Source organism: Cryptosporangium sp. NPDC048952 (genome assembly GCF_043197895.1).
Lineage (GTDB): Bacteria > Actinomycetota > Actinomycetes > Mycobacteriales > Cryptosporangiaceae > Cryptosporangium.
Genome location: NZ_JBICTY010000010.1, coordinates 56,040 through 79,802 on the forward strand (window position 1 = coordinate 56,040; position 23,763 = coordinate 79,802).

Consider the following 23,763-nt stretch of genomic DNA (forward strand, 5'->3'; position numbering starts at 1 on the left):
ATGCGAACAACGTTCGCGTAATAATAGGTCGATTGCTCGATGCGTCAAGATGGGCCGATGAGCTCCTCGATCGACGTCACCCGGCTCGGTGGTGCTGCGTGGTGGCGTGACCGCCGCGCCGCGCGGGACCGCCGACGCCACCGGCAGGGCGGGCTCACGATCGAGCAGATCACGAAGACCGCGCTGGTCATCGTCGACAGCGAGGGGCTGAACGCGCTGACGATGCGCCGGCTCGCCGACGAGCTGGGCACGGGTGCGGCGTCGCTCTACCGGCACGTCGCGAACCGCGAGGAGCTGCTGATCGAGGCCGTCGACCACGTCCTCGGCGAGGTGGAGTTCGGAACGCCGAAACCGACGTGGCGCGAGGACTTCGCCAACCAGGCCCACCTGCTGTGGTCGACGCTCATCGCGCACCCGCACCTGTTGCCGGTCGTGCTGCGGACCCCGCTGCTCGGACCGAACGCCGTCGCCGGACGCGAAGCGAGCCTGCACCGGATGCTCGCGCACGGGTTCCGCCCGGCGGACGTGCAGCCGATCTACACGGTCATCGTGACCACCGCACTGGGTCACGCCGCCTTCGCCGGTGCCACCGAGCGGCCCGGCCCGTTGCGTCCCGAGGTCTACGCCGAGCTGCCCGCCGACGAGTACCCGACGGTGACCGCGCTGGCCGAGCTCACCGAACCGCAGACCTCATCGGCGCTGTTCGCGCTGACGATCGACATCATGTTGGACGGCATCGAAACCCGTTACCCCCGCGAGGAGCGTCCGTGCTGACCGATCTTCCCCTCGACCAGCTGCTCACGTACCGCAGCGCCCAGACCCGCCCGGACGACTTCGTCGAGTTCTGGGACAAGACCCTGCTGGCGGCCCGTGGTTACGACATCGACGTGACCGCAGATCTGGTCTCCACCGGTTTGACCACGATCGACACATACGACGTCTCGTTCGCCGGGTATGACGGCGAGCGGATCCGGGCGTGGCTGCGCGTACCGGCCGGCGCGCGCGAGCCGCTGCCCACCGTCGTCGAGTACATCGGCTACGGCGGCGGACGCGGCCACGTGCTGGAGAACCTGACCTGGGCCTCCGCCGGTTTCGCCCATCTCCACATGGACACCCGCGGCCAGGGCTCGAAGTGGAGCGTCGGGCACACGCCGGACTCGGCCGCGTCCGGGCCGCAGATCCCGGGGTTCGTCACCCGCGGCATCGAGGACCCGTCGACGTACTACTACCGGCGGCTCTTCACCGACGCGGTGCGCGCCGTCGACGCCGCCCGGGCGCTGCCGCAGGTCGACGTCGATCGGATCGCTGTCTACGGCAGGAGCCAGGGCGGCGCGCTGACGCTGGCCGTCGCCGGGCTGCGCGACGACGTCCGCGCTGCGGCGGCGATGGTGCCGTTCCTCTCCGACTTCCCGCGGTCGACCCGGATCACCGACGCGCACCCGTACCGCGAGGTGGCCGACTACCTGGCGACGCACCGCGAGAACGTCGCGCAGGCCCACCGCACGCTCTCGTACTTCGACGCGGTCAACATGGTGGCCACTGCGAATGCACCGGCGCTGATCTCGGTGGCGCTGATGGACGCGATCTGCCCGCCGTCGTCGGTGTACGCGGCGATCAACGCCTACGCCGGGCCGCACGAGGTGCTGACCTGGGACTACAACGGCCACGAGGGCGGCGGCCCGGTCGACCAGGAGCGGACGCTGAAGTTCGTGCGCGAGCAGCTGGGCTAACCGAGCCGGTGCACGTAGATGTGGTACCCGAGGTCGGCGGCGATCCGCGACAGGTGCGCGGCGAGCACGTCCGGCTCGGCGTCGGCGTCGGGTAGCTCGGCGTCGAGCACTCCGTAGACCTCGTCGGCACCCCGCACCGGAACGGCGATTCCGGTGCCGGGGCCGAACGTCACGGCGGCAGTGGTGAAGGTCGTGTCCACCCGGCCTTCACCACTGACCTGCTCGGACGTGCCGCGGGAGTCCGCGGTCAACCGGAGCTCGGTGCCCTCGGCCAGCCAGAGCCGGACCCGCGCGCCGGGCTGCGAGTCCGCGATCGCACCGACCAGACGCTGCGCGACCTCGACGGAGTAGCCGCAGCGCAGCAGCAGACGGGCGACGGCCAGCTCGCAGGCGCGCCGGCCCCGGTCCTGGCTCGCGCTGGTGACGTCACGCAGCGCCACCACCGCACCCTCCGCGCCGCTCCCCACGACGATCCGCTCGGCGTTGGCGAGGAAGCGACGCACCGGGCGGCCCGGGACCCGGAAGGTGAGCGGGGCGTCCCGGACGATCTCGCCCGCCAGGGCCCGCGCGCTCGGGTAGTCCGCCGGGTGCACCGGCTCGCCGTCGGGACCGAAGAGGTATTCGTGCAGCCGCAGCGCGGCCTCGACCAGCGACCCCGGCTTCGCCTCCATGACGTCGAGGAGCGCCGGGTTGCCGAACAGCGGGATGCCCTTCGCATCGCAGGCGTAGACCGGGGTGCCGAGGCTGTTGAGCACCGCTTGGAGCAGGCCCTCGCGGCGGCTGGCGTCGGCTTCCGCGTCGAACCGGCCCGACGCGTCGAGCAGTGACACGCAGATCCGGGTGCCGCCCGCGCCGGACACCGCGCGGATCGACGCGTCCACCGGCATCCGGCGGCCATCCTTCGTCGTCGCCCACATCGTCCGGCGGCGCACTGCGCCGCGCCGCTCGGCCGGCAGCGCGGACAACGTCGCCAGGATCGCGCGGATCGTCACCGCGTCGCGGTCCGGGAACAGCAGCGTGTGCAGCGGGGTGCCGAGGACTTCCTCGCGGGTCCAGCCGAACGTCGTGGCCGCCGCCGCGTTCCAGGCGAGGATCGCGCCGTCGCCGTCGACCACCAGGAACGACTCGGCCAACGCGTCCAGCAACGGGACGAGGTCGAGCAGGTTGACGGTCAGCTCAGCGGCCATGCCGGCGACGCCGGGCAGCAGGCCGGCTGTCGTCGCGACACCGGTCAGCGCGGCACGCTGGGCGACCGTCCACTCCCGGGGTGCGTGGTCGAGCGCGCAGACACTTCCGACGACGGCCCCGTCCGACCCGATCAGCGGCACCGCGGCGAACGCACCGATGCCGAGGTAGGAGACGACGGCGGCGCGCGCAGCCGTCGGGTCGGCGGCGGTGTCGGCGAGCCACGCCGGTTCGCCGGAGGCCACCACGGTGCGGCACAGCGAGTCCGCGACCGCGATCCGCCGGGTCAGCGCGAACACACCGCCGATGCCGTGCAGACCGATGAGTCGGTCCCATTCGCCGTCGACCAGAGAGATGACGCCGATCGGTGCAGCCGTGACGCTGGCCGCCGCACCGGCGATCGCGTCCATGGAGAGCGGGACTCCGGAGAGGATCGCCGTTGCGCGATCCACCGCCGCGAGCCGTCTTTCGTCGTAGAGCTCGCCGTTATCGTCCATTTGCGCGCTTTGACAGAGGGAGTAGATCAACGCGCAGAAACGATAACAGCATTAACGGCATTTCCGTCCCTTTGCGCCGGTTAGGCGGCGGGAACGGGCTCCGGCTCCTCGGCTTCCTCTTCGTCCTTTTCGTCGAGGGTGGCTGGCACTTCCCACGGGCTCAGCTGGTCGAAGAGCCGAGCGAGCATTCCCATCGCGGCGAGCAGGATCAGCGGGAAGACAGTGCTGAACGCGCGCGCCCCGGAGGGCGTCCCGCCGAGCACTTCCAGGACGACGCAGCCCACGATGCCACCGAGCGCGAGAGCGGCGAGGGGATCACGCAGCGCCCGGAGCGGCGCCGCGACCAGGGCCAGCACGAGCACCGAGCAGAGCACGGCGTCCTCGGCGAGGTAGGCCCCGTCGGTCCGGAGCAGCGCACCCACGTCGACCCCGCCGCGTACCAGTTCCCCGAGACTTCCGAGGTACCGCGCGTCAGCGATCGGAGCGACCTGCCCGAGCGCGACCAGCGCCACGGCGAGCCCGGACGCGACCGCCACGTACGGCAGCCAGGCGTTGCGCAGCGTCCGCTCCCGCCAGGCCGTGAACACCCAGGCGGACGCCACGGCGGCCACGAACGCGGTGGCCGGCGCCCGGCTCGCCAGCAGCAGCGCGGTGAGCACCGCGAAGACGACGAGCGTCCGGCGTCCGCGACGGCTGCCGAGCGGCAGCGTGAACAGGAGCGCGCAGCAGAGCGCCAGCGCGAACATGTCGGCCGTACCGGTCAGCGACGTGGCGACGATCCGGTCGCAGATTCCGAACACGACAGCGGTGACCGTGCCGGCCAGCGCGCCCCACCGCTTGGCCGCGAAGTACGTCAGCATGCCGACCGCGGCGAAGAACGACAGCAGCGGGACGACGATCAGGCCGCGGTCCCCCAGTGCTCCGACGAACGGCGCCGACAGCACCGGGTACACCAGGTTCGGGTCCGCGGAGCTGGCGTGCGCGAACAGCCAGTCGGAGCCCTGGCCGAAGCAGGAGTCCCGGCCGCAGTTCGTCGCGGCGAACGGCTTGTCGTAGAGCTCCGCATAGGTGCGCTCGGCGGCCTCACCGGGCGTGAAGCCGAGGATCCGGTACGACCAGGCCAGGTGGTACATGCTGCTCGAGTAGAAGTGCCAGATCCGGTAGGAGAGCACTGCCGGGACCAGCACCGCGAGGCTCGCGACGGTCACCCACGCGTGCGCCGGCATCCGCCCGAGCCAAGTCTTCGGCAGCCAGCGCCGGGCGCGGTGTTCCAGCGGCACCGGCTCCCGCGGCTCGGCCTCCGTGGAGCGCGACGGCAGCCGTCGGATCGGTCCCCACAGGTCGACCATCAGCGCGACGACGGCCAGCACCAGCAGCGGCACGACCGGCGCGTGGTAGCGGAACGCCGCCGGCCAGAACTCGATCACGTTGAATGCGCTGACCACGAAGAACGCTCCGGCGGCCAGGCCTGAGATTTCACTGCGGAAACGCCAGACAACCGCCACTGTCGACGCTACGAGCAGCGCGACCAGCGCGAGGTCGTACCGCACGGCCAGCAGGTCGGACCGGATGATGTTCTCGGTGACCTCCGGGATCGCCGCGATCCCGCTGGTGCCGAAGTACTTGATCGTGAGCTCGTCGAACCGCTGGGCGAGCGACAAGTCCTCGCCGCCGAAGATCAGCGGCGTGATCAACATCTGCGCGGCGAGCACGACGAACGCGACGACGTTTCCCCACACCGCGAACGACAGCCAGGGGTTCCGGAACGCCCGGTCCCGGATCGCGACCAGCAGCCACACGCCCGCGACCGCCACCGGCAGCGCGATCGCGAACTGACGGTTGAGCATGCCGAGAGCGATCAGCGCGACGTAGCTGATCAGCTGTTTCCGGCCGACTTTCCGCGCCAGCGGAAGCACGAGCAGTGGGAGCGCGAGCAGTGCGAACGCGGGCCCCTCCGTGTGCGCGACGACGCTCCAGCGCGACACGTAGACCGGCAGCAGCAGCATCGCACCGGCGACCAGCGCCCACCGCGGCCCCCACAGCCGCGAGGCGAGCAGGACGGTCGCCAGGATCGCCAACGCGTACCCGACGATCGGGACGACGAGCATCCCCGCCGGACCGAACAGCGCCACGAACGGCGCGGAGAGCACCGGAAGCAGCACGCGCGGCCCGACCACGGCCGCGTACGGGCCGGTGAAAAAGCTCTCGTGGAAGTCGGGCGGCCAGCAGGTGATGCAGGTGGCCAACCCCGGGTTGTCGCGCAGGTAGTCGAACGACATCTGAGCGGCCTCGGCCTGGGGGTGGCCGAGGTACCAGTAGGTCCACGCCAGGTAGATCCGGGAGTCCGGGCCGTACTGGGCGTTCGTCACGAGCGCCAGCGCCACCGCCAGGACGCAGAGCGCGCCCAGCACGAGCCAACCCGACACCGGCAGAGCGTTGCGGAGGGACCGCGCCATCGTCTTCATCGGTTCGGAACGCTAGGCAAATCTGCGCCCGATCTCTGCTCTGAGCAGCGGAGTTCGCGGGTTGTACAGCAGCTGTTCGGCACCGCGGCCCCTGCTGGTCGGCGTTCCGACAGCGTGTAAAGAAGACTTGACATCGTGTCGGCTCTGCCTGACATTGGAGATGTCAAGAATGCTTTACACAGGAGGTAGGTCGTGACGCTCACCGAGAAACGGGCGTGGATCACCCTGGTCGTCACCGTCGTCGCTTATGCGGGGTACGCGATCACGGTGCTGAGGCGTGCGGACGGGCAGCCGCTGCCCGACGTGCACTACGCGGGCCCGTTGCTCACGACGATCGGCGTCGCGATGATCGCGGCCATCGTGCTCGAGATCGTGGTCTCGATGTTCACGCCGAACGCGTCACGTGCGACCGACGTCCGCGACCGGGAGATCGGTCGGCTCGGCGAGTACGTCGGCCAGTCGTTCGTCGCGATCGGTGGCGTCGCGGGGCTGCTGATGGCGATCGCGGAGTGGGACTGGTTCTGGATCGCCAACGTCATCTACCTGTGCTTCGCCCTGGCCGCTGTGCTGGGCGCGGTCGCGAAGGTCGTCATCTATCACCGCCCCTTCCCTTCCCTATGAACACGAGTCCCGAATGGTGAAGCCGACCCGGGTCACGAACTCGATCCGCGCCCTGCGTTTCGCGAACAGCGAGATGACCCAGGCTGACCTGGCGATGCGCATCGGCGTGACCCGTCAGACCGTCATCGCCATCGAGCAGGGCCGCTACTCGCCGTCCCTCGAAATGGCCTTCCGCATCGCCCGTGTGTTCTCGGTTCCCCTCGACGACGTTTTCCACTATCCGGAGGAAGCGCCATGAAAGCGTGCACCCGCTCCGCCTACGGTTCCGCCGACGTGCTGCAAGTTCGCGACATCGAGTTGCCCACCCCGGCTGACGACCAGGTTCTCGTCCAGGTCCGGGCTGCCAGCAACGACCGCGGCGTGTGGCACATGATGACCGGACTTCCGCTGGTCATGCGGCCGGTCATCGGCTTACGGGCGCCGAAGGTCCAGGTGTTGGGGCGCGCGTTCGCCGGCGTCGTGACCGCCGTGGGGTCCCGGGTGACGAAGTACGGGCCCGGTGACGAGGTGTTCGGCACCACGAACGCCGGGAGCTGGGCCGAGTACACGGTGGCGCCCGAACGGCTGATCGCTCCACTGCCCTCCGCGGTCTCCTTCGAGCAGGGCGCGAGCCTCGGGTGCTCGGGCACCTCCGCGTTGCAGGCGGTCCGCGTCGGTGACGTGCGCTCCGGGCAGCGGATGATGGTGATCGGCGCCGGGGGCGGCGTGGGGTCGTTCGTGGTTTCGCTCGCCGCGCAGCGGGGGGCGAGCGTCACCGCGGTGTGCAGCGCGTCGAAGCGCGAGCTGGTGACCTCGCTCGGCGCGGAGGACGTCGTCGACTACGCCGAGGAGGAGGTGGACGCGCGCGGGCAGCGATACGACGTGATCGTCGACTGTGCGGGGAACCGGCCGCTGTCGTTGCTGCGCAGGGCGCTGAAGCCTGGTGGTGCGCTGGTGTCGGTGGGTGGGGAGGACCACCCCGGGCGGCTCACGCAGGGCTTCCAGTGGCAGATGTTGCGGCCGCTGGCCGGGGTGTTCGTGCGGCGCCGGGTTCGCAGTGTGATCGGTAAGGAGGGTGGGGAGGATCTGGTCGAGCTCGGCCGGATGATCGCCGCCGGCGAGCTGACGCCCGCGATCACGCGGACGTACTCGCTCGTCGAGGCGCCGGACTGCATGCGAGACCTCGCCGGGGGCCACCCAGCAGGCAAGCTGGTACTAGCTATTTCATAAGCGCCCTATGCGCGGAGGGCCCTGTACGGCGAGGGCCCTGTGCGGCGAGGGCCCTGTGCGGTGAGGGCCCTGTGCGGCGAGGGAGTCCTATTTTGTGAGCGAGCCGAGGGCGGCGCCGAGGCCGATGCTGATCGCGGCCACGACGAGCACCACGACGGCGAGGATGATCAGGACTCGGCGCGGGACGCCTTCGTCCTCGGTGACGTCGTCGGGGTGCGCCTGCGAGCGAGAGACCCGCGGCTGCGACCGCAGGGCCTTCCGCCGCTCGGCCCGCCCCCGCCGAGGCCCATCCGACTGGGCGCCGGAATCCCGCCCCGCCCCGCTCCCCTGCGACGAACCGGCCCCGGGCTCCGCCCCGTACGGCGATCTCGCACCAGAGGCCGCGCCATATGACGATCCCGAACCAGGGGCGTCATCCCCGAACGACGAACCCGAACCGTGCGCGCCCCCGAAAGGCGAACCCGAACTCGGGGCTTCCCCGCCGAACGACGAAGCCGAACCGGCAGGTGCGCCGCCGAACGACGAAGCCGAACCGGCAGGTGCGCCGCCGAACGACGAGGGCGAACCGGGGGCCGCACCGCCGAACGGCGAGCCCGGGGCTGCGCCGCCGAACGGCGGGGCCGACTCGGGAGGCGTGCCGCCGAAGGCCGATGCGGCGGGCATGCCGGTAGCCGGTGGGCTGCCGGGGGTGGCGCCGGCGACGGGGCGGAGGTCGAGCCCAGCGCTCGCTCGATCGTCGTAGGACGGGTAGAGCGGCGCGGACGGCTCGTCGTACACGGGATAGGCCCCCGACGGCGAACGCACCCCCGGCGGCTGCGCCCCCACCACCGGATGCGACCCGGAAACCGAATGGGCCCCGGCCGCCCCGCGGCCAGGAGGCCCTCCCACCGGTGGGTTACCCCCGCGCGAACCGCCGACCAAGGGCGCTCGCACGGGCGCGCCACCGCCGGGAGGACCCCCGACGGGCGGAGCACCCACGGGCGGACCCCCGACCGGCGGCCCACCGACCGGCGGAACCGACACGGGTGGCGCGGAGAACCCGGAGATCGACGGCGCACCGGAAATCGATCCGGCAACCGGCGTCGACCCGGAAACCGACCCACTTCCCGGCTCCGCCGAATGCCGCCCCGACCGCCCGGGCGGCGGCGTAACCGGCGGCGCGACCGGCGCACCCGGCGACGGCGTCCCGAGCAACCCATCAGCAGAAAACGACGAGTCCCCGGGACCCCCGAATCCCGGCGTGGTCAACCCCCCGGGCGGCACCCCGTGCCCGAACGACGACAACGGATTGGGCGTGTTCCCCTCGTAAGCCTCCGGCACCGCGAGATGCCCGGGCGGCGGCGTCCGCAACTGCAACGACGCCGCGTCTCCCTGGGACCGCCGAGGCACCGACCGAACCCGAGTAGCCAACTGGGCCTGCGCCCCACGCGTAGTCATCACCATCACCGCGCGGACGTCGTCGTCCACCCGCAGTGGCGTGTCCGCATGAGCGGACCAGCTCGAACCGAAATCAGCCACCGCCGCAGTAGCGAGCGCCAACGCGAACGCCTTGGCGGACTCCGGCCGCGCCGACGGTTCCTTCTCCAGCGCCTGACCCACAACCGCTGCGATCTGCGGCGGCATCCCGGCCGGCAGTTCGGGCCGCATGTTCAGGTGGTGGTGCAGCATCGCCGAGAACGGTAGGTCCAGCGAGAACGGCGTCCGGCCGGTGAGCATGTGGTAGACCAGCCCGCCGACGGCGTACACGTCGGTCGCGGGCCCGACCCGCGACCCGACGATCTGCTCCGGCGCCGCGTAGGCCGGTGTCCCGACCAGCGTCCCAGTCGTGATCGACGAGCCCTCGAACAGCTTCGCGATCCCGAAATCCGTGACCTTGACTGCCCCATCCCCCGCGAACAGGACGTTGTCCGGCTTGATGTCGCGATGCACGATGCCGCGCTGATGAGCTGCGTGCAGTGCGTCGGCGATCGCGAGACCGATCGCGCACGCGGTTTCCGGCCGTAAGCCTTCCGCGATCCGCTGGGTGAGTGTGCCGCCCGGAAGGTGTTCCATGACTATCAGACAGAGACCGTCACTTTCCGCGTAGTCGTGCACGCGCACGACATGCGGGTGGTCGAATACGGCCATCACTTGCGCTTCGGCAAGAAATCGCCGTTCGACATCCGGTCCGGAAATCGTCAGAATTTTGATTGCGACCGGTCGTCCGAGACGCCGATGTCGGCCCTCGATGACCAGCCCGAAGCCCCCGCGACCCAGCTCGGCTCCCACTTCGTACTGGGGTAGCGCGGCCGTGAGCTGGGCCCGGTCGAAAAGCATTCGATGGTTCCCATCACGTCGAACGGTATCTACTTCAACTACTTGATCTCTCGATGAAACACCATCCGGTGAGCGCTTTCAGGAGAATTCGCGTTCCCGGGAGGTGCGTTACAACACTTCACCGAGTTATTGCTCGGCTACGCGTCAGTACTATTACGGACCGTGATTCAGCCGTTGAACTAGCACGTTCAAATCAGCGTCGTTGACCTCATCTTGGATAAAACCGATGCGATATACGACATACCCGATCAGGGCATGCACAACGGCCTCAGCCCCATGGGGATCGGCTCGACCGGGAATCGTGACGAGGCTGTCTGACACGCCGATCCTGGGCGAGACCGACCAGGCCGGCCTGGTTGCTGTCACCCCGGTGGGGCGCCTCGGCAAGCCGAGGAGGTCGCGGCCGCGATCGTGTTCCTCGCGAGCGACGAAGCCGCGTTCATCACCGGCGCAAAGGTCTATGTGGACGGCGGCTTCATCGCTCGCTGAGGTGAGTACGGTCGAGTCGTGAAGCCCGTATCGCGACGCGGATTCCTCGCGCTGGGCGGCCTGGCCGCCGTAGCCGCCTGCACCGAGCGAACCTCGGTGCACACCGCTGCGACGGCCAGCGGCGCTCCAGCCGGTGCGGCACCGGCCGCCAGCACCGCGAGCCCGTCCCCGGCCGCCCTCGACCTCCCCGGCCTGCGAAAAGCACTGAAAGGCCAACTGCTCATCCCGGGCGACGCCGGGTACGCCACCGCCGCCCAGCCGTTCAACGTCGCCCTCGGCACCAGGAAGCCGGCAGCGATCGCGAAGGTGGCGAACGTCGACGACGTGCGCACCTGCGTGAAGCGGGCCGGTGGCCGTGGGGTGCCGCTCGCCGCCCGCTCCGGCGGCCACAGCTACCCGGGTTATTCGACGCCCGACCGTGGTGTCGTCGTCGATCTCGGCGCGTTCAACAAGATCACGGTGGCCGACGACGGCACGGCGGTCGTCGGCGCCGGAGCCCGGCTGATGGACGTGTACACCGCGCTGGCGGCCCGGGGCCGGGCGCTGCCCGCCGGTTCGTGCCCCACTGTCGGCGTCGGCGGCAGCACGCTCGGCGGCGGGTTGGGCGTCGTCGCCCGGCCGTTCGGTCTCACCTGCGACCACATGCGCGCGGCGACGATCGTCACGGCCGACGGCGAGGTCCGCACGGTCGACGCGAACCACGACGCGGACCTGTTCTGGTCACTGCGCGGCGGTGGGGGCGGCAACAGCGGCATCGTCACCGACTTCACGTTCAGCACCGTTCCCGCGCCGAGCGTCACGATCTTCACGCTGCGGTTCCCGGCCGCGTCCAGCGTCCGCGTGCTGGCGGCGTGGGCGGCGTGGATGGCCACCGCCCCCGAGCGGTTGACGTCACTCTGCGCCATCACCGCAGCGGGTACGCCGACCAACCGGGTCACCGGCACCTGGACCGGGGCGGTCGCCGGGCTCTCCACCCAGCTGAACGCGCTGATCTCCGAGGTCCGTGCGGCTCCGACGTCGCGCACCACGCACACCTACAGCTTTCTCGACGCGATGAAGTCGTTCGGTGGGTGCCTGAGCAAGACCGCGGCGCAGTGCCGGCCGGTGTCCGCGGGAGGCGTCCTGGGCCGGGAGACGTTCCGCGCGGCGTCGAGGGTCGTGGGGAGGCAGATCGACGCGTCGACAGCCAACTCCGTCGTCCAACTCGTCGGGCGGCAGTCCGGGATGGTGCTGCTGTTCGACTCGCTCGGGGGCAAGGTGGGGTCGTTGGCGCCCGGTGACACCGCGTTCGTGCACCGGAAGGCGCACGCCACCGTGCAGATCTACAGCGGGCGGGCCAACAGCCAGGCGGCGATCAACAGCGTGCAGTCGACGTTGCGGCCGCTGGTGGGCAGTGGCGCGTACGTCAACTATCTCGATCCGCAGCAGACCGACTGGGCCAGCGCCTACTACGGCGCCAACCTGCCGCGTCTGCGCACGACCGTCCGCCACTTCGACCCCGACGGCGTGTTCAGCTTCCCCCAGTCCCTGCTCCGAGCCTGACCACCCGGGGGGCACCGCGGTCGCGCCACCAGCGCGAGCGACGCGGCCCCAGCGCGCGGACTGCCAGGAAATCGTCGAGCATCCCGCCCGTCGACGAGCAGCTTCCTGTCAATCCGCGCAGCAGCCCCCTGCCACCGGCCCCCTGCCGTTGGCGCGGCGACCCACCGCGCTAGGTGTTCTGGGCGGTCACCAGGCCGCTCTCGTAGGCGGCGATCACTAGTTGGGCCCGGTCGCGGGCGGCGAGTTTGTCGAGCAGGCGGCCGATGTGGGTTTTCACGGTGGCGGCGCTCAGGTGCAGGCGGTCGGCGATCTCGGTGTTCGAGAGGCCGCGGGCGACGAGGAGCAGCACCTCGCGCTCCCTCGGGGTGACGCCGTTGAGGGCGGGGGCGGGGAGCGGGCGCTCGGTCTCGGTGAAGCGGGCGATCATGCGCCGGGTGATCGTCGGGGCGAGGAGCGCGTCGCCGGCTGCGACGACGCGGATCGCGGCGAGCAGGTCGGCCGGGGGTGCGTCCTTGAGCAGGAAGCCGCTGGCTCCGGCGCGGAGTGCGCCGTAGACATATTCGTCGTCGTCGAAGGTCGTCAGGATGAGCACGTGGACGCCCGGGACGCGTTCGCAGATGCGCCGGGTCGCTGCGACGCCGTCGAGCTCCGGCATCCGCACGTCCATCAGCACGACGTCGGGCCGCAGCTGCACGGCGAGCTCCACTGCCTGCCGCCCGTCCCCCGCCTCCCCCACGACCGTCAGCCCCTCCGCGGTCTCCACCAACAACCGAAAACTCCCCCGAACCAAAGCCTGGTCATCCACCACGAGCACCCGAACACTCACCCGTCCTCCCCCTCCCCCAAGGGCGCGGGCGCGGAAGCCGCGGGCGCCGCAGGCGCAGGCGCAGAAGCCGCAGGCGCAGGCGCCGCAGGCGCGGGCGCAGGCGCAGGCGCAGAAGCCGCAGGCGCAGGCGCAGGCGCCGCAGGCGCGGGCTCGGACGCCCAGGGCGCAGGCGCGGTGCTGGTGGGCGGGAGCGTTGCCTCCAGGCGGAAGCCGGGGTGGGTGAGGCGGGGCGCCGCCTCCAGGGTGCCGCCGAAGAGGGCTACTCGTTCGTTGAGGCCGATGAGGCCGTGGCCGCCGGGATCGGGTGGGGGCTGCGGCGAGGTGGGGCCCTCGTCCTCGACGAGGATGCGGAGCACACCCCCGGCTTCCGACAGCTCGACCCGGCACGCGGTGGGCCCCGCGTGCTTGACCACGTTCGTCAGCCCCTCCTGCACCACGCGATAAGCAGCCAGCTGCAGGGCGTCCGAATAGGAACGTGGATCCACCCGCACGTCGGACGAGACGCGAACCCCACCGGCGACGGACTGCTCGACGAGCGCGGGCAGCGACTCGAACCCGGGCGTCGGGGCGAACTCCGCGTCAGGCGTGCGCAAGACGCCGAGCAACCGACGGATGTCGGTGAGCGCCCCACGGCTCGTCGACTCGATCACCCGGAGAGCATCCCGCGCCGCCTCCGGCCGCTGCGTGACGACGTGATTCGCCACCCCGGCCTGCACGGCGATGAGACTCATGCTATGCGCGACCACGTCGTGCAGCTCACGGGCGATCTGCAACCGCTCCTCGGCGAGCGCCTGCTCCGCATCCCGCCGCCGGGACTCCGCAGCTGCCGCCCGGCGCTCCCGCATGATCACCCCGGCGACCCAGAACGCACCGTTGACGAACCACACGTACGTCATCACCCCGACCGACGACGCCAGGTCGCCGCCCTCGGCACCGGCCACCGTCAACGTGACCAGGCTGAGCACCAACGTCGCCACGAGCGCCCCGACCGCGACCCGCCACGTAGCCCGCAACGCGATGATGTACAGCACGAACGCCGCCGGGAACCACGGCTCGAGCGTGATGTTGAGCAGCGTGGCCGCGACCAGGCCGACCGTCGTGACCACCCAGGCCACCTCGGGCCACCGGCGACGCACCGCGACCGGAGCGCCGATCAGGACCGCGACCAGTACGGCCAACCACGTGGGGCCACCGAAGTGCACCTGCTCCGGCGGGAAGTCGGCCGGATCGAACGTGCCGAAGGCGATGTACAGAACGACGTAGAACACCGCAACGGCGACGTCGACGGCGCCGAGCACCGCGTCGTTCACCCGTGGAGAGCGCACCGCTCTGCGCAACGCCGAAGTCACCGGCCGACCGTAACCGCCACCCCCGACGAAAACATCCGACCGCGGCACGTCATCCCCAGGTCGGATGCCGACCGCCACGTCCCGACCGCGGTCCGATCCCGGAAACCCCGAAAAGCTCCACCGTGGACGTCATGATCCGCATCGACGCACTCACGAAGCGGTACGGCGCCACGCTCGCCGTCGACCGCCTCTCGTTCACCGTGCCCACGGGGCAGGTGACCGGCTTCCTCGGCGCGAACGGCGCCGGCAAGTCGACGACCCTCCGCGCGATCCTCGGCCTGGACCGGCCGACGTCGGGGCGCGCGCTCGTCCACGACCGCCCGTACTCCTCCTACCGGCACCCGCTACGAGTGGTGGGCGCAGCGCTCGACGCGCAAGCCGCGAACGACGGCCTCCCCGCCCGAACCCACCTGCTCGCACTCGCACGCAGCAACGGCATCGCGCCGAACCGCGTCGACGAGGTCCTCGACGAGGTGGGGTTGGAAGGAATGGCCCAGCGCAGGATCCGCGCCCTCTCGCTCGGCATGAAACAGCGGCTCGCGATCGGCGCCGCGCTCCTCGGCGACCCCGAGGCACTGCTCTTCGACGAGCCGCTCAACGGCCTCGACCCCGAGGGCATCCGCTGGTTCCGCGCCCTGACGGCGCGCCTGGCCGAGCAGAACAAAGCCGTGCTGATCTCCAGCCACCTCATGTCGGAGATGGCCCGCACCGCCGACCGCGTCGTCATCATCGGGCACGGCCGGCTGCTGGCCGAGGAGGCGATCCACGCGCTCGGCCCGTCGCTGGAAGAGGCCTACATACGACTCACCGAGGGAGCAACCCATGTCTGACGTCGTCGCCGCGCAGTGGCTCGTGGTGCGCTCGGTCCGCTCCACGTCGTGGCTGCTGGGCTCGCTGGTGCTGGTGCTCGCCGGCACCTGGGGAGCCGGCACGCTGATGGTCTCGGCCTGGGACGCCGCCTCCGCCGCCGACCAGGCGCGGTTCGAGAGCGCCGACATGACCGTGATCGTCGGGCCGCTGATGCAGTTGGTGCTCGGAATCCTCGGCGCGCTGGCGGTCACCGGCGAATACCGCACCGGCTTGATCACGACGACGCTGACCGCGGTGCCGAACCGGCTGCGACTGCTGGGCGCGAAGGCGCTCGTCGTCGCCGGGCTGGCGACGACGGCAGCGGTCGCCGTCACCGTGGCGTCGACGCTGCTGACGCTGCAGGTCGCCGGTGACCGGCCGGCACCGATCGAGCCGTGGACCTCCGTCGGCGACGCGGTGGCCTCGGGTGCCGCGAACGTTGCGGTCGGGATCGCCGCGGCCCTCGTCGGCGTAGGGCTGGGCGCGGCGCTGCGGTCGTCGGCCGGCGCGGTGATGGCGATCGCGGGGCTGCTGTTCGTGGCTCCGGTCGTGGCCGTCTACCTGCCCGACCCGTGGGACGAGCGGATCTTCGGCGTACTGCCGTCGTCCCTCCCGAGCCAGTTGACCGGCGACCACCCGCTGTGGGCCGCCTGCGCGTTGATCGCCTACCCGCTACTGGCCCTGACCGCCGGCGCCCTCACATTGAAAAACCGCGACGCGTAAGTAGAGGCGTGCACGCTTTGGTGGGCTCCACGTCACCAAAACGTGCACGCCTCATGACCCGGGGCCGTCACTCCCGGGGGCTGGGGAACAGGCTCGACCAGAACGAGCCCGGATCCTCGGTGGTCGGAGCCACCGAGGGGGGCGCCACCGAGGGGGGGCGCCGAAGACGATGAAGGCGAACGTGACGGCCGCGCGGACCGGCGAACCGGAGCCTGCACCTCCGGCGCCGGCCCGCGCGGAGCCGGAGAGACGGATCGCGACCGGCTCGGCGACGGAGAGGGGAGAGCCGACGGCGAGCGATTGGAGGGTGCCGCCGACTCTCCCGGTACGGGAAGCGCCGAGTCCGTGCCGACGCCGCCGAGCATGCTGGCGACCAAGATCACGGTGTAGATCAGGCCACCGACCGCCGCGAGCGCCAGCGCCCAGGTGACCCGCCGCTTACGACGTCCGCTGCGGTCCAGGAAGATCGCCTGCTCCTGGTTCGTGCCCGCGTCGCCACGCCGGTGACGCCCGGCCGTCGGCAGCACCTGCTGCAGGACGGTCGGGTCGTCACCGGCCCCGGGCCGCACCCCGGGGGTAGGTGCGGATCCGGGGGCGGGTGCTGGCCCGGGCACCGGTGCCAGCACCACGGTTTCGGCGTCGCGCGCGGAACGAACCATCGTCGATCAGCCCTTGATCGTGGTCCAGGCCTGAGCCCAGTCCTCGTAGTCCTTGCACCTGACGTTCGTCCGGCCGTCGAGGCACGAGGAGATCGGCGTCGTCCAGTACCAGATCTTCCGCGCGTACGAAGCGTCGCCCGCGTGGAAGGTCTTGCAGTGGTTCTGATCGGTCGTGTACGCGCAGGACTTCGAGTTGCCGGGCGACTCCCCGAAGTACTCCGCGACCTGCGCGTTCACCTGCGGGCTGACGATGTGGTCGAACCACTTGTACGCGCAGTTCTTGTGCGGCGACTTCGACCCGACCATCCAGGTGTCCGACCAGCCCGTCGCCCCCTCGGACGGCAGCACGGCCTTGATGTTCGTGCCTTCGGCCTCGGTGAGGTTCGCGATCACCTGCCAGGCCGTGCCGACGATCGCGTCACCCGCCTTGAACGCCGCGACCTCCTCGGAGTAGTCGCTCCAGTACTCGCTCACGCTGGACTTCTGCTGTTCGAGCAGCGCGATCGCGGCGGCGAACTGCGTGTCGTCCAGCGCGTACGGGTTCTTGATGCCGAGGTCGGGCTGGTGCCTCATCAGGTACAGCGCGGCGTCCGCGATGTAGATCGGCGAGTCGTAGGCGGTCACCTTGCCCACCACCGAGAGCGGCGGTGCGAAGACCGCGGCCCACGACGTCGGCGCCGGCTTCACCTTGTCCTGGTGGTACATCAGCAGGTTCGCGCCCCAGCCGTGCGGGATGCCGTAGGGCACGCCCTTCACGCTGTTCCACGACTGCTTCTTCAGGAACCCGTAAATGTCCTTGTAGTTCGGCACCAGGTCGGTGTTCACCGGCTCGACGTCACCGTCGGCGATCAGCCGCAGCGACGCGTCGCCGGAGGCCGAGATGACGTCGTACTTGCCGGTCTTCATCAGCGTCACGGCTTCGTCGGACGTGTTGAAGACCTTGACCGTCACCTGGCAGCCGGTCGCCTGCTCGAACGGGGTCACCCAGTCGATCGTCGGATCGGTCGAGCCGTCCTCCGCGTAGCCCGCCCAGGACAGGACGCTCAGCGCACCCTCTCCCGCGCCGACCTGCTCCAGTGCCGGGAGCTTCGGTGGGGTGAACTCGCCGCCGCCCGCAGCTGCGTCGTCCGGCTTGTCGCGGCTGTTGCAGGCGGCCGCGGCCAGCACCAGAGCCATGGCGACAGCCGTCACGCGTAAGGCCCTCACGTCTGCGGAACCGGTGTGCGCGCACTCAGCGGTGCGCTGCCGCGCGCCCGTAGCACGTACTCGACGAGCGCGATGAGCAGCTGCTTAGTGGACTCCCGGCGGCGGGCGTCGCAGGTCAGGATCGGGACCTCCGGCCGGATCGTCAGAGCCTCGCGCAGCTCGCGGATCGTGTTCGGCTGCGCGCCGTCGAAGCAGTTCACACCGACGACGTACGGCAGGCCGCACTGCTCGAAGAAGTCGACGGCGGAGAAGCAGTCGGCGAGCCGGCGAGGATCGACGAGCACTACCGCGCCGATCGCACCCCGGACGAGCTCGTCCCACATGAACCAGAAGCGGTTCTGTCCGGGCGTGCCGAACAGGTAAAGGATGAGTTCCTGGTCGATCGTGATGCGACCGAAGTCCATCGCGACAGTGGTGGTCTTCTTGCCTGCCACCGCCGAGATGTCGTCGACGTCGACCGACGCCATCGTCATGATCGCTTCGGTCGTGAGCGGACGGATCTCCGACACCGAGCCGACCATTGTGGTCTTGCCGACACCGAAGCCGCCGGCGACGACGATCTTGGCGGACGTGGCACGGGGGCTGGTTATGTCCACGATGATCCCTCCCTCACATCGCCAGCGCGGTGTGCAGCTCGGACCGCAGCGCCGGGGTCAGCACCTGGCCGACGCGCTCGACGAGCAGCGCCATCTCGTAGCCCACCTGGCCGATGTCGCAGGAGCGGGACGCCAGTACGGCCAGCGACGAACCGTCGCTGATCGACATGACGAGCAGGAAGCCGGTGTCCATCTCGACGACGGTCTGGCTGACGGCGCCGCCTTCGAAGCACATCGCCGCACCGTGCGTGAGGCTCACCAGACCCGAGGAGATAGCGGCGAGTTGGTCGGCTCGGTCCCGCGGTAAGGCGTCGGAGACGGCCAGCAAGAGGCCGTCGGCCGAGACGCCCACGGCGTGGGCGATGCCGGGAACGCGGTTGGCGAAGTTGCCCACCAGCCAGTTGAGGTTCTGCGCGTCGTGGCTCAGCGAGCTCACATTTCCTCCTTGGAGCCGGTCCCTGCGGGGCCGCCGGCCTGCCGGCCCTGCTCGAGACCACTGCGATAACTGGACAGAACGCCTCGCACCGCCTCGGGTGAACGGCGAGTGGCGGGCGGAGCCTCGGAGCGCTCCACCTTGCCGGGCACGTAGTGCGCCATCGGGACGCGCTTCGGGAGTCCCGACGTCGTCGTGCTGGTCGGCTGGTTTTCGGCGGCCGCTTGCGCGGCACGCCATCCGGCGTCCGCCGCCGACTTCCAGCTTTCACTCGGTTGCGACGCCACGGGCGGCGCGACGGGCGCCGCAGGTGCCGCGGGACGGGCCGGGGCCGGCGCGGGGGGCGCGACAAGGGTCGTGCCGTTGGCGTGATGGGTCAGCGGCGTCTCGTTCATCGAGACGTGGACCCGCGGAGCCGGGGGCGCGGCCGGGGGTGTCGGCTGCGCCCCGGCGGCCTCGGGGACACGCGGCAGGTTCCGTGCCCGGAACCAGTCGTTCTCCGTCGCCTCGAAGATCGGCAGCGGCATCTCGATCGTCGGATCCGGTGCCACCACCGGCTGCGGCGGCGCGGGTGCAGGCTGCACCGGCAACGCCTGCACCGGCAACGGCGCCAACGCCGACGCCGGAGCCGGCCCATCCACGAACGCCGACCGACTCGGCAACGCCGGCGGCTGCGCCACCGGCCGCGCCGGAAGCGGCTGCTCCGGCAGGGACCGCTGGTGAAGCGGCTGCTCGGACAGCGAGCGCGTCGGGAGCGGCTGATCCGACAAAGCCCGCGTCGGGAGCGGCTGCTCCGGGAGGGGGCGTACCGGCAGGGGCTGCGTGGGCTGGGCCCAGCTCGCCTCGAACGGCTCGACCGGCGTCGCGTCGACCACGTTCGTCCCGTACGACCGTGCCCCGTACGCGCCGTACGTCGCCGGGGCCGAGGTCGCCGAGGGCGGAGTCTCGACGACCTCGGCGTCTGGTGCCGCGTGCGACGCCCGCCGCTCCGCGGCCGTCTGGAACCCGTTCCACGACTCCGCCCGCACCACCGGCGCCGGCTGCCGCCGAGGAATCGGCTGCTCAGCGGGCGCGGGCACAGGCGCCTGCGTCGGCACCGACGTCCCGTGGAACGTCGTCGAGTGCGCCCCGCTCTGCTCGTCGTACTGGTAAGCAGTCGGCCCACCGAACCCACCGGTCGGCACGTACGACAACGGCTCCGGCCGGTCCACCCGCTCCGACACGACCCGCTCCACCGGACGCAACCCGAGATCCGGCTCCTTCGGCCGGGCTCCGTGCAACACCCCGGACGGCAACGTGATCATCACCAGCACGCCACCACCGGTGGCGTCCCGCAGCATGACCTTGACGCCGTGACGCGACGCCAACCGGCCGACCACGAACAGTCCCATCATCCGCGAGACCGCGATGTCGAACACCGGCGGCTTCGCGAGCCGCTCGTTGAACTCCGCGAGCTGCTGACGCGACATCCCGATGCCCTGGTCGATCACCTCGACCACGACCTGGTTGCCCTCGCGGCGCGCGTCCACCGTCACGTCGGTACGCGGCGAGGAGAACGACGTCGCGTTCTCCAGGATCTCCGCGATCAGGTGCACGGTGTCGTTCACCGCACCGGACGCGATCTGCACCGAGTCGTCCACGGTGCCGAGCTTGACCCGCGTGTACTGCTCCACCTCGGCCGCGGCCGCACGGAGCACGTCCACCAGCGGGGCCGGCTTCGACCAGCTACGACCGGAGTCCGCGCCACCGAGAACCAGCAGGTTCTCGTCGTTCCGCCGCATCCGGGTGGCCAGGTGGTCGAGCTTGAACAGCTCGGCCAGCCGGTCCGGGTCACGCTCGCCCTGCTCCAGACCGTCGATCAACCGGATCAGCCGGTCGACCAGCAGCTGCGAACGACGCGAGAGGTTGACGAACATCGCCGAGACGCTCTGCCGCAGCCGCGCCTGCTCGGAAGCAACCCGGACCGCCTCCAGGTGGATGGCGTTGAACGCCTGCGCCACCTGGCCGATCTCGTCGCTGGAACGCACCTCGAGGGTGCGGGCCACGGTCTCCGCGGACGCCTGCTCCGCCGTTTTGGAGTCCGCTTCCTGCAGCTTGCGGACGACGTCCGGCAGGCTCTGGTACGCGACTTCCAGTGCGGAGGAACGCAGCGACACCAGCGGCCGGATCATCGAGCGGGCCACGGCCAGCGAGACGAGCAGCGCCACGATCAGTGCGGCCAGCGCGGCCGAAATCACGCCGATCGCCTTGCGCATCGCGTCGGACCGGAAGTCGCCTGCCGCTTCGACGGTGATCGCGTTGATCTGCGTCTCGACCGACCGGAGCAGTTTGTTCTCGCGGTCGCTGGTCTCGAGCCAGGTGTCCAGCGTGAACGACAGCTTGTTGCCGAGACCGGCGTTCGCCGCGCGGGTCCGCAGCTGCTGGTAGGTCAGCTCCTGCGTGACCGTGCTGTTGCGGATCTCCTGCTGCTTCGGGGTACCGCTCAGCGCGAACTGGGCGCGGTAGGCGCTCTCGTCCGAGACCGCCGCGCGGAACGCGCCGAACGTGTCGTTGGTGAACTGGCTCTGGCCGTCCTCCAACGCGGTGCGGACGACGATCTGCTGCTGCCAGACCGCTTCCTTGTACTTCGCGAATGCGGCGACGGCGGTGAGCTGGTTGGACAGCGTCTCGTCACCGGCCGACGCGGCAGCGAGCCGCTCCTTCATCTGCAGCAGGCTGGTGATGAGCTGGCCGTAGATGGTCACCGCGGCGCCGACCCGCACGCCGCTGCCCTGCCGGGCCTGCGACAGGACCGCGGCGCGGTTGCGCGACAGGGCGCTGAATCCGCGCTTCACCTGCTCGTATTCGGAGCTGATCGGCTCGGCGATGTCGTCGTCGAGCTGCTCGTACTGAGCGAGGAACAGACGCAGGTCCTCGTCGGTGGTGCGGGCGTGCTCGGTGAAGTTCTTCAGCGTCGGATGGTCGGCGCTCTGCCCGGGGTTCGTGACGTACGCGGCCGCGGACGAACGCTCGGTCTGCAGCACGTCGACGAGCGACGACGACTCGTTGCCCAGCCGCGCGAAGTCCTGGATGCGGTTCGCGGCCTGCGCTTCGTCGAGAACCGACCGCGCGAGCACTCCGGAGAACACGAACATCGCGACCAGCGGGACCACGGTGATCAAGATGACCTTGGTCCGGATCGACGCGTTCCCGAAGAACCGGCTACCTGGCAGGCGGGGGCGTTGGTCCGAGCCGCCGATCTCGGTGGAGGTTCTCTCGTCGGTCGGCGCGCCGACCGTTCGGAATCGCTCCGGCGAGTCCTCCTCGGGCCGCACCGGACTGGGGTCCAGAAGGGACGTGGACACGACTCCTCCGTCCTGTGATGAAACACTTTCGCGGAGGAATTTCACCACAGTGGAATGGCGAAAGGAAAGCCGGAACGCAATTAATGTCGCCCACCATTCACTTCATCAATTCCTCATGAATGGACTTCATGAGATCCTCATGAGAGTGGTCACCGAGCGGGATTCGACCAATACTCCGCGCGCATCGGATAACCAATTACATCTGACGGACACACGGAAGCGGTATCGGCTGGCAGGATGAACCGGTGCGAGTGCTCGTGGTCGAAGACGAAGCCGAACTGGGATACGCGGTCGCCGCCGCTTTACGCGGAACCGGCATGGCGGTGGATCTCGTCGGAGACATCCCACCAGCCGACGAAGCGATCTCCACGCACCCCTACAGCTGCGTGGTCTTCGATCGGATGCTCCCGGCGGGCGACAGCATCGGTTACGTGGAGTCCCGGCGGCACAGCGGCTGGTCCACTCCCGTGCTGTTCCTGACCGCGCGCGACACCGTCGCCGACCGCGTGGCCGGATTCGCCCACGGCGGCGACGACTACCTCGTGAAGCCGTTCGCGGCCGCGGAGCTCGTCGCGCGGGTACGGAGCCTGTGCCGGCGCACGGCACGTGACGGTGGGCAGCCGCCGCCGATCGCCCGCGTCGGCGATCTGGAGATCGACGTCCGGCGCCGCCAGATCCGGCGGAGCGGTGTCCTGCTGACGATGACCGCCAAGGAGTTCGCGGTGCTCGAGGCGCTTGCCGCGGCGGACGCCACAGTGGTGAGTCGGTCCCAGTTGATCGAGCACTGCTGGGACTCGGGTACCGAGCCGATGTCCAACGTGGTCGACGTCGTCATCGCGCAGCTCCGGCGCAAACTCGGCTTCCCGGCACTCATCCACACCGTGCGCGGCGCGGGTTACGTACTCGAGGTGCGTCAGCCGGAAGGCGTCTGACCAGCGTTCTCACCACTGCACAACGGTGGAATCATCAGCCCATCTGTGCACAACTGGTCACACGGTTTACCATGCCATCATGGCTCGAGTGTCGTTACCGGGCGTACTTGAAAACGCTCCACCCACCGAGACGACCGAACCCACAACGACCGAAACTTCCAGAACGGGCCGCCATCGGGCCCGCGAAAAGGTGACCGAGAGTCCACGACCGCGGCGCGAGCGCCCGGTTTTCTCGTCGTCACCGGCTGGTCGTGCGTTCCGGGTGACGTTGTGTCTGGCCAGCCTCGTGGGGCTGACCTATGCCACGGTCATGGTCCTCGGCCTGCACAGACCGACGGACTCCCAAGCGCTCGGACTGCCGACCCGGCAGTCGGGCGAGGGCGGCCAGGTCAGAACGATCGGGCCGATCGACGTCCAGGCCGAGGACGAGGCACTGAGCTCGTCGTCGGCGTCCCCCTCCGCGACGTCGACCCCGTCGGCCAAGGCGGGCGCTCCCTCTGCGTCGCCCGTCGCGGACGAGCCGGCGAACGAGGCCACGGCGTCACCGCCCGCTGCGGACACCGGTTCCGGAAACACCGGTTCCGGCAACGACTCGGCCGCGGCTCCACCGGCCGAGGAACCCGAACCCGCCCAGTCCGAATCCAGCTCCGATTCCAGTTCCAGCTCCGGATCCAGCTCGTCCGAAGACGCCGACGACGACCGCGGCAAGCTCATCGACGTCAACCTCCTCGGTATTCGTATTTCGATCTGACCTGCTCGTACACACGGCCCGCCGGGAGTGTCGGGGACTCC

The 23,763-nt window shown here is 70.3% G+C and carries 20 protein-coding genes; 11 read left to right on the forward strand and 9 right to left on the reverse strand.

The genetic code is table 11. From position 1 onward, the window contains the following. Positions 1 to 57 precede the first annotated feature (57 nt). On the forward strand, positions 58 to 774 hold the full coding sequence (locus ACGFY5_RS41995; RefSeq protein WP_392730185.1) for a TetR/AcrR family transcriptional regulator: 717 nt from the start codon (positions 58 to 60) through the stop codon (positions 772 to 774). Then, a complete protein-coding gene (locus tag ACGFY5_RS42000; protein WP_392730186.1) occupies positions 768 to 1,730 on the forward strand; it encodes an acetylxylan esterase in 963 nt (320 codons plus the stop codon). Before ACGFY5_RS41995 ends, ACGFY5_RS42000 begins: the two co-directional genes overlap by 7 nt. Here the strand turns inward: ACGFY5_RS42000 and ACGFY5_RS42005 are convergent. Both ACGFY5_RS42005 and ACGFY5_RS42010 read right to left on the reverse strand, forming a co-directional pair. Then, positions 1,727 to 3,412 (reverse strand): PAS domain-containing protein, encoded by a 1,686-nt coding sequence (locus ACGFY5_RS42005; protein ID WP_392730187.1) that lies wholly within the window; start codon positions 3,410 to 3,412, stop codon positions 1,727 to 1,729. The two genes, ACGFY5_RS42000 and ACGFY5_RS42005, sit on opposite strands and share 4 nt — an antisense overlap. 80 nt (positions 3,413 to 3,492) lie before the next feature. After that, positions 3,493 to 5,877 (reverse strand): glycosyltransferase family 39 protein, encoded by a 2,385-nt coding sequence (locus tag ACGFY5_RS42010; RefSeq protein ID WP_392730189.1) that lies wholly within the window; start codon positions 5,875 to 5,877, stop codon positions 3,493 to 3,495. 192 nt (positions 5,878 to 6,069) lie between these two features. Between ACGFY5_RS42010 and ACGFY5_RS42015 the strand changes: the two genes are divergently transcribed. Genes ACGFY5_RS42015 through ACGFY5_RS42025 form a run of 3 tightly spaced genes read left to right on the forward strand, consistent with a single transcriptional unit; the run spans position 6,070 to position 7,707 of the window. Then, a complete protein-coding gene (locus tag ACGFY5_RS42015) occupies positions 6,070 to 6,498 on the forward strand; it encodes a hypothetical protein (protein WP_392730191.1) in 429 nt (142 codons plus the stop codon). A gap of 13 nt (positions 6,499 to 6,511) precedes the next feature. Then, on the forward strand, positions 6,512 to 6,736 hold the full coding sequence (locus ACGFY5_RS42020; protein WP_392730193.1) for a helix-turn-helix transcriptional regulator: 225 nt from the start codon (positions 6,512 to 6,514) through the stop codon (positions 6,734 to 6,736). Next, entirely contained in the window at positions 6,733 to 7,707 is a 975-nt protein-coding gene (locus tag ACGFY5_RS42025; RefSeq protein WP_392730195.1) for an NAD(P)-dependent alcohol dehydrogenase, read from the forward strand. The genes ACGFY5_RS42020 and ACGFY5_RS42025 overlap by 4 nt, the downstream gene beginning before the upstream one ends. Positions 7,708 to 7,794: 87 nt before the next feature. Here the strand turns inward: ACGFY5_RS42025 and ACGFY5_RS42030 are convergent, their stop codons facing one another. After that, complete coding sequence (locus tag ACGFY5_RS42030) at positions 7,795 to 10,023, reverse strand: protein kinase (protein WP_392730197.1); 2,229 nt, start codon at positions 10,021 to 10,023, stop codon at positions 7,795 to 7,797. A gap of 411 nt (positions 10,024 to 10,434) precedes the next feature. Here ACGFY5_RS42030 and ACGFY5_RS42035 point away from each other — a divergent pair, with 411 nt between their 5' ends. Both ACGFY5_RS42035 and ACGFY5_RS42040 read left to right on the forward strand, forming a co-directional pair. Beyond that, a complete protein-coding gene (locus ACGFY5_RS42035; RefSeq protein ID WP_392730394.1) occupies positions 10,435 to 10,512 on the forward strand; it encodes an SDR family oxidoreductase in 78 nt (25 codons plus the stop codon). Between the two features lie 18 nt (positions 10,513 to 10,530). Further along, positions 10,531 to 12,054, forward strand: coding sequence for an FAD-dependent oxidoreductase (locus tag ACGFY5_RS42040; RefSeq protein ID WP_392730199.1), 1,524 nt, complete (start codon positions 10,531 to 10,533; stop codon positions 12,052 to 12,054). A gap of 169 nt (positions 12,055 to 12,223) precedes the next feature. Here the strand turns inward: ACGFY5_RS42040 and ACGFY5_RS42045 are convergent, their stop codons facing one another. After that, complete coding sequence (locus ACGFY5_RS42045; RefSeq protein WP_392730200.1) at positions 12,224 to 12,880, reverse strand: response regulator; 657 nt, start codon at positions 12,878 to 12,880, stop codon at positions 12,224 to 12,226. Next, positions 12,877 to 14,229 (reverse strand): sensor histidine kinase, encoded by a 1,353-nt coding sequence (locus ACGFY5_RS42050; RefSeq protein ID WP_392730203.1) that lies wholly within the window; start codon positions 14,227 to 14,229, stop codon positions 12,877 to 12,879. Before ACGFY5_RS42050 ends, ACGFY5_RS42045 begins: the two co-directional genes overlap by 4 nt. 131 nt (positions 14,230 to 14,360) lie before the next feature. Here ACGFY5_RS42050 and ACGFY5_RS42055 point away from each other — a divergent pair, with 131 nt between their 5' ends. Together ACGFY5_RS42055 and ACGFY5_RS42060 are read left to right on the forward strand one after the other, a co-directional pair. Continuing rightward, positions 14,361 to 15,059, forward strand: coding sequence for an ABC transporter ATP-binding protein (locus tag ACGFY5_RS42055; protein WP_392730205.1), 699 nt, complete (start codon positions 14,361 to 14,363; stop codon positions 15,057 to 15,059). Then, positions 15,052 to 15,801, forward strand: a complete 750-nt coding sequence (locus tag ACGFY5_RS42060) for an ABC transporter permease (protein WP_392730207.1) — start codon at positions 15,052 to 15,054, stop codon at positions 15,799 to 15,801. Before ACGFY5_RS42055 ends, ACGFY5_RS42060 begins: the two co-directional genes overlap by 8 nt. 665 nt (positions 15,802 to 16,466) lie before the next feature. Here ACGFY5_RS42060 and ACGFY5_RS42065 read toward each other — a convergent pair. The 4 genes from ACGFY5_RS42065 to ACGFY5_RS42080 are packed head-to-tail and all read right to left on the reverse strand — an operon-like array spanning position 16,467 to position 22,039. After that, positions 16,467 to 17,636, reverse strand: coding sequence for an ABC transporter substrate-binding protein (locus ACGFY5_RS42065; protein WP_392730397.1), 1,170 nt, complete (start codon positions 17,634 to 17,636; stop codon positions 16,467 to 16,469). A gap of 26 nt (positions 17,637 to 17,662) precedes the next feature. Next, positions 17,663 to 18,268 carry an ATP/GTP-binding protein gene (locus tag ACGFY5_RS42070; protein ID WP_392730399.1) on the reverse strand — a complete coding sequence of 202 codons (606 nt, stop codon included), beginning with the start codon at positions 18,266 to 18,268 and terminating at the stop codon, positions 17,663 to 17,665. A gap of 7 nt (positions 18,269 to 18,275) precedes the next feature. Then, positions 18,276 to 18,698: a roadblock/LC7 domain-containing protein gene (locus tag ACGFY5_RS42075; RefSeq protein WP_392730208.1), complete on the reverse strand. Its 423-nt coding sequence runs from the start codon at positions 18,696 to 18,698 to the stop codon at positions 18,276 to 18,278. After that, positions 18,695 to 22,039, reverse strand: coding sequence for a nitrate- and nitrite sensing domain-containing protein (locus ACGFY5_RS42080; RefSeq protein ID WP_392730210.1), 3,345 nt, complete (start codon positions 22,037 to 22,039; stop codon positions 18,695 to 18,697). Before ACGFY5_RS42080 ends, ACGFY5_RS42075 begins: the two co-directional genes overlap by 4 nt. Positions 22,040 to 22,290: 251 nt before the next feature. On the opposite strand from ACGFY5_RS42080, the gene ACGFY5_RS42085 reads away from it, so the two are divergent. Together ACGFY5_RS42085 and ACGFY5_RS42090 are read left to right on the forward strand one after the other, a co-directional pair. Next, positions 22,291 to 22,971, forward strand: coding sequence for a response regulator transcription factor (locus ACGFY5_RS42085; RefSeq protein WP_392730402.1), 681 nt, complete (start codon positions 22,291 to 22,293; stop codon positions 22,969 to 22,971). A gap of 262 nt (positions 22,972 to 23,233) precedes the next feature. Then, positions 23,234 to 23,722: a hypothetical protein gene (locus ACGFY5_RS42090; RefSeq protein WP_392730211.1), complete on the forward strand. Its 489-nt coding sequence runs from the start codon at positions 23,234 to 23,236 to the stop codon at positions 23,720 to 23,722. Positions 23,723 to 23,763 lie beyond the last annotated feature (41 nt).

What these genes read in the sequence shown, in the direction of transcription:
- ACGFY5_RS41995 (WP_392730185.1), top strand. Translation starts at nt 58, where the DNA reads ATGAGCTCCTCGATCGACGTCACCCGGCTCGGTGGTGCTGCGTGGTGG.
- ACGFY5_RS42005 (WP_392730187.1), bottom strand. Translation starts at nt 3,412, where the DNA reads ATGGACGATAACGGCGAGCTCTACGACGAAAGACGGCTCGCGGCGGTG.
- ACGFY5_RS42010 (WP_392730189.1), bottom strand. Translation starts at nt 5,877, where the DNA reads ATGAAGACGATGGCGCGGTCCCTCCGCAACGCTCTGCCGGTGTCGGGT.
- ACGFY5_RS42020 (WP_392730193.1), top strand. Translation starts at nt 6,512, where the DNA reads ATGGTGAAGCCGACCCGGGTCACGAACTCGATCCGCGCCCTGCGTTTC.
- ACGFY5_RS42025 (WP_392730195.1), top strand. Translation starts at nt 6,733, where the DNA reads ATGAAAGCGTGCACCCGCTCCGCCTACGGTTCCGCCGACGTGCTGCAA.
- ACGFY5_RS42030 (WP_392730197.1), bottom strand. Translation starts at nt 10,023, where the DNA reads ATGCTTTTCGACCGGGCCCAGCTCACGGCCGCGCTACCCCAGTACGAA.
- ACGFY5_RS42055 (WP_392730205.1), top strand. Translation starts at nt 14,361, where the DNA reads ATGATCCGCATCGACGCACTCACGAAGCGGTACGGCGCCACGCTCGCC.
- ACGFY5_RS42060 (WP_392730207.1), top strand. Translation starts at nt 15,052, where the DNA reads ATGTCTGACGTCGTCGCCGCGCAGTGGCTCGTGGTGCGCTCGGTCCGC.
- ACGFY5_RS42065 (WP_392730397.1), bottom strand. Translation starts at nt 17,636, where the DNA reads ATGGCTCTGGTGCTGGCCGCGGCCGCCTGCAACAGCCGCGACAAGCCG.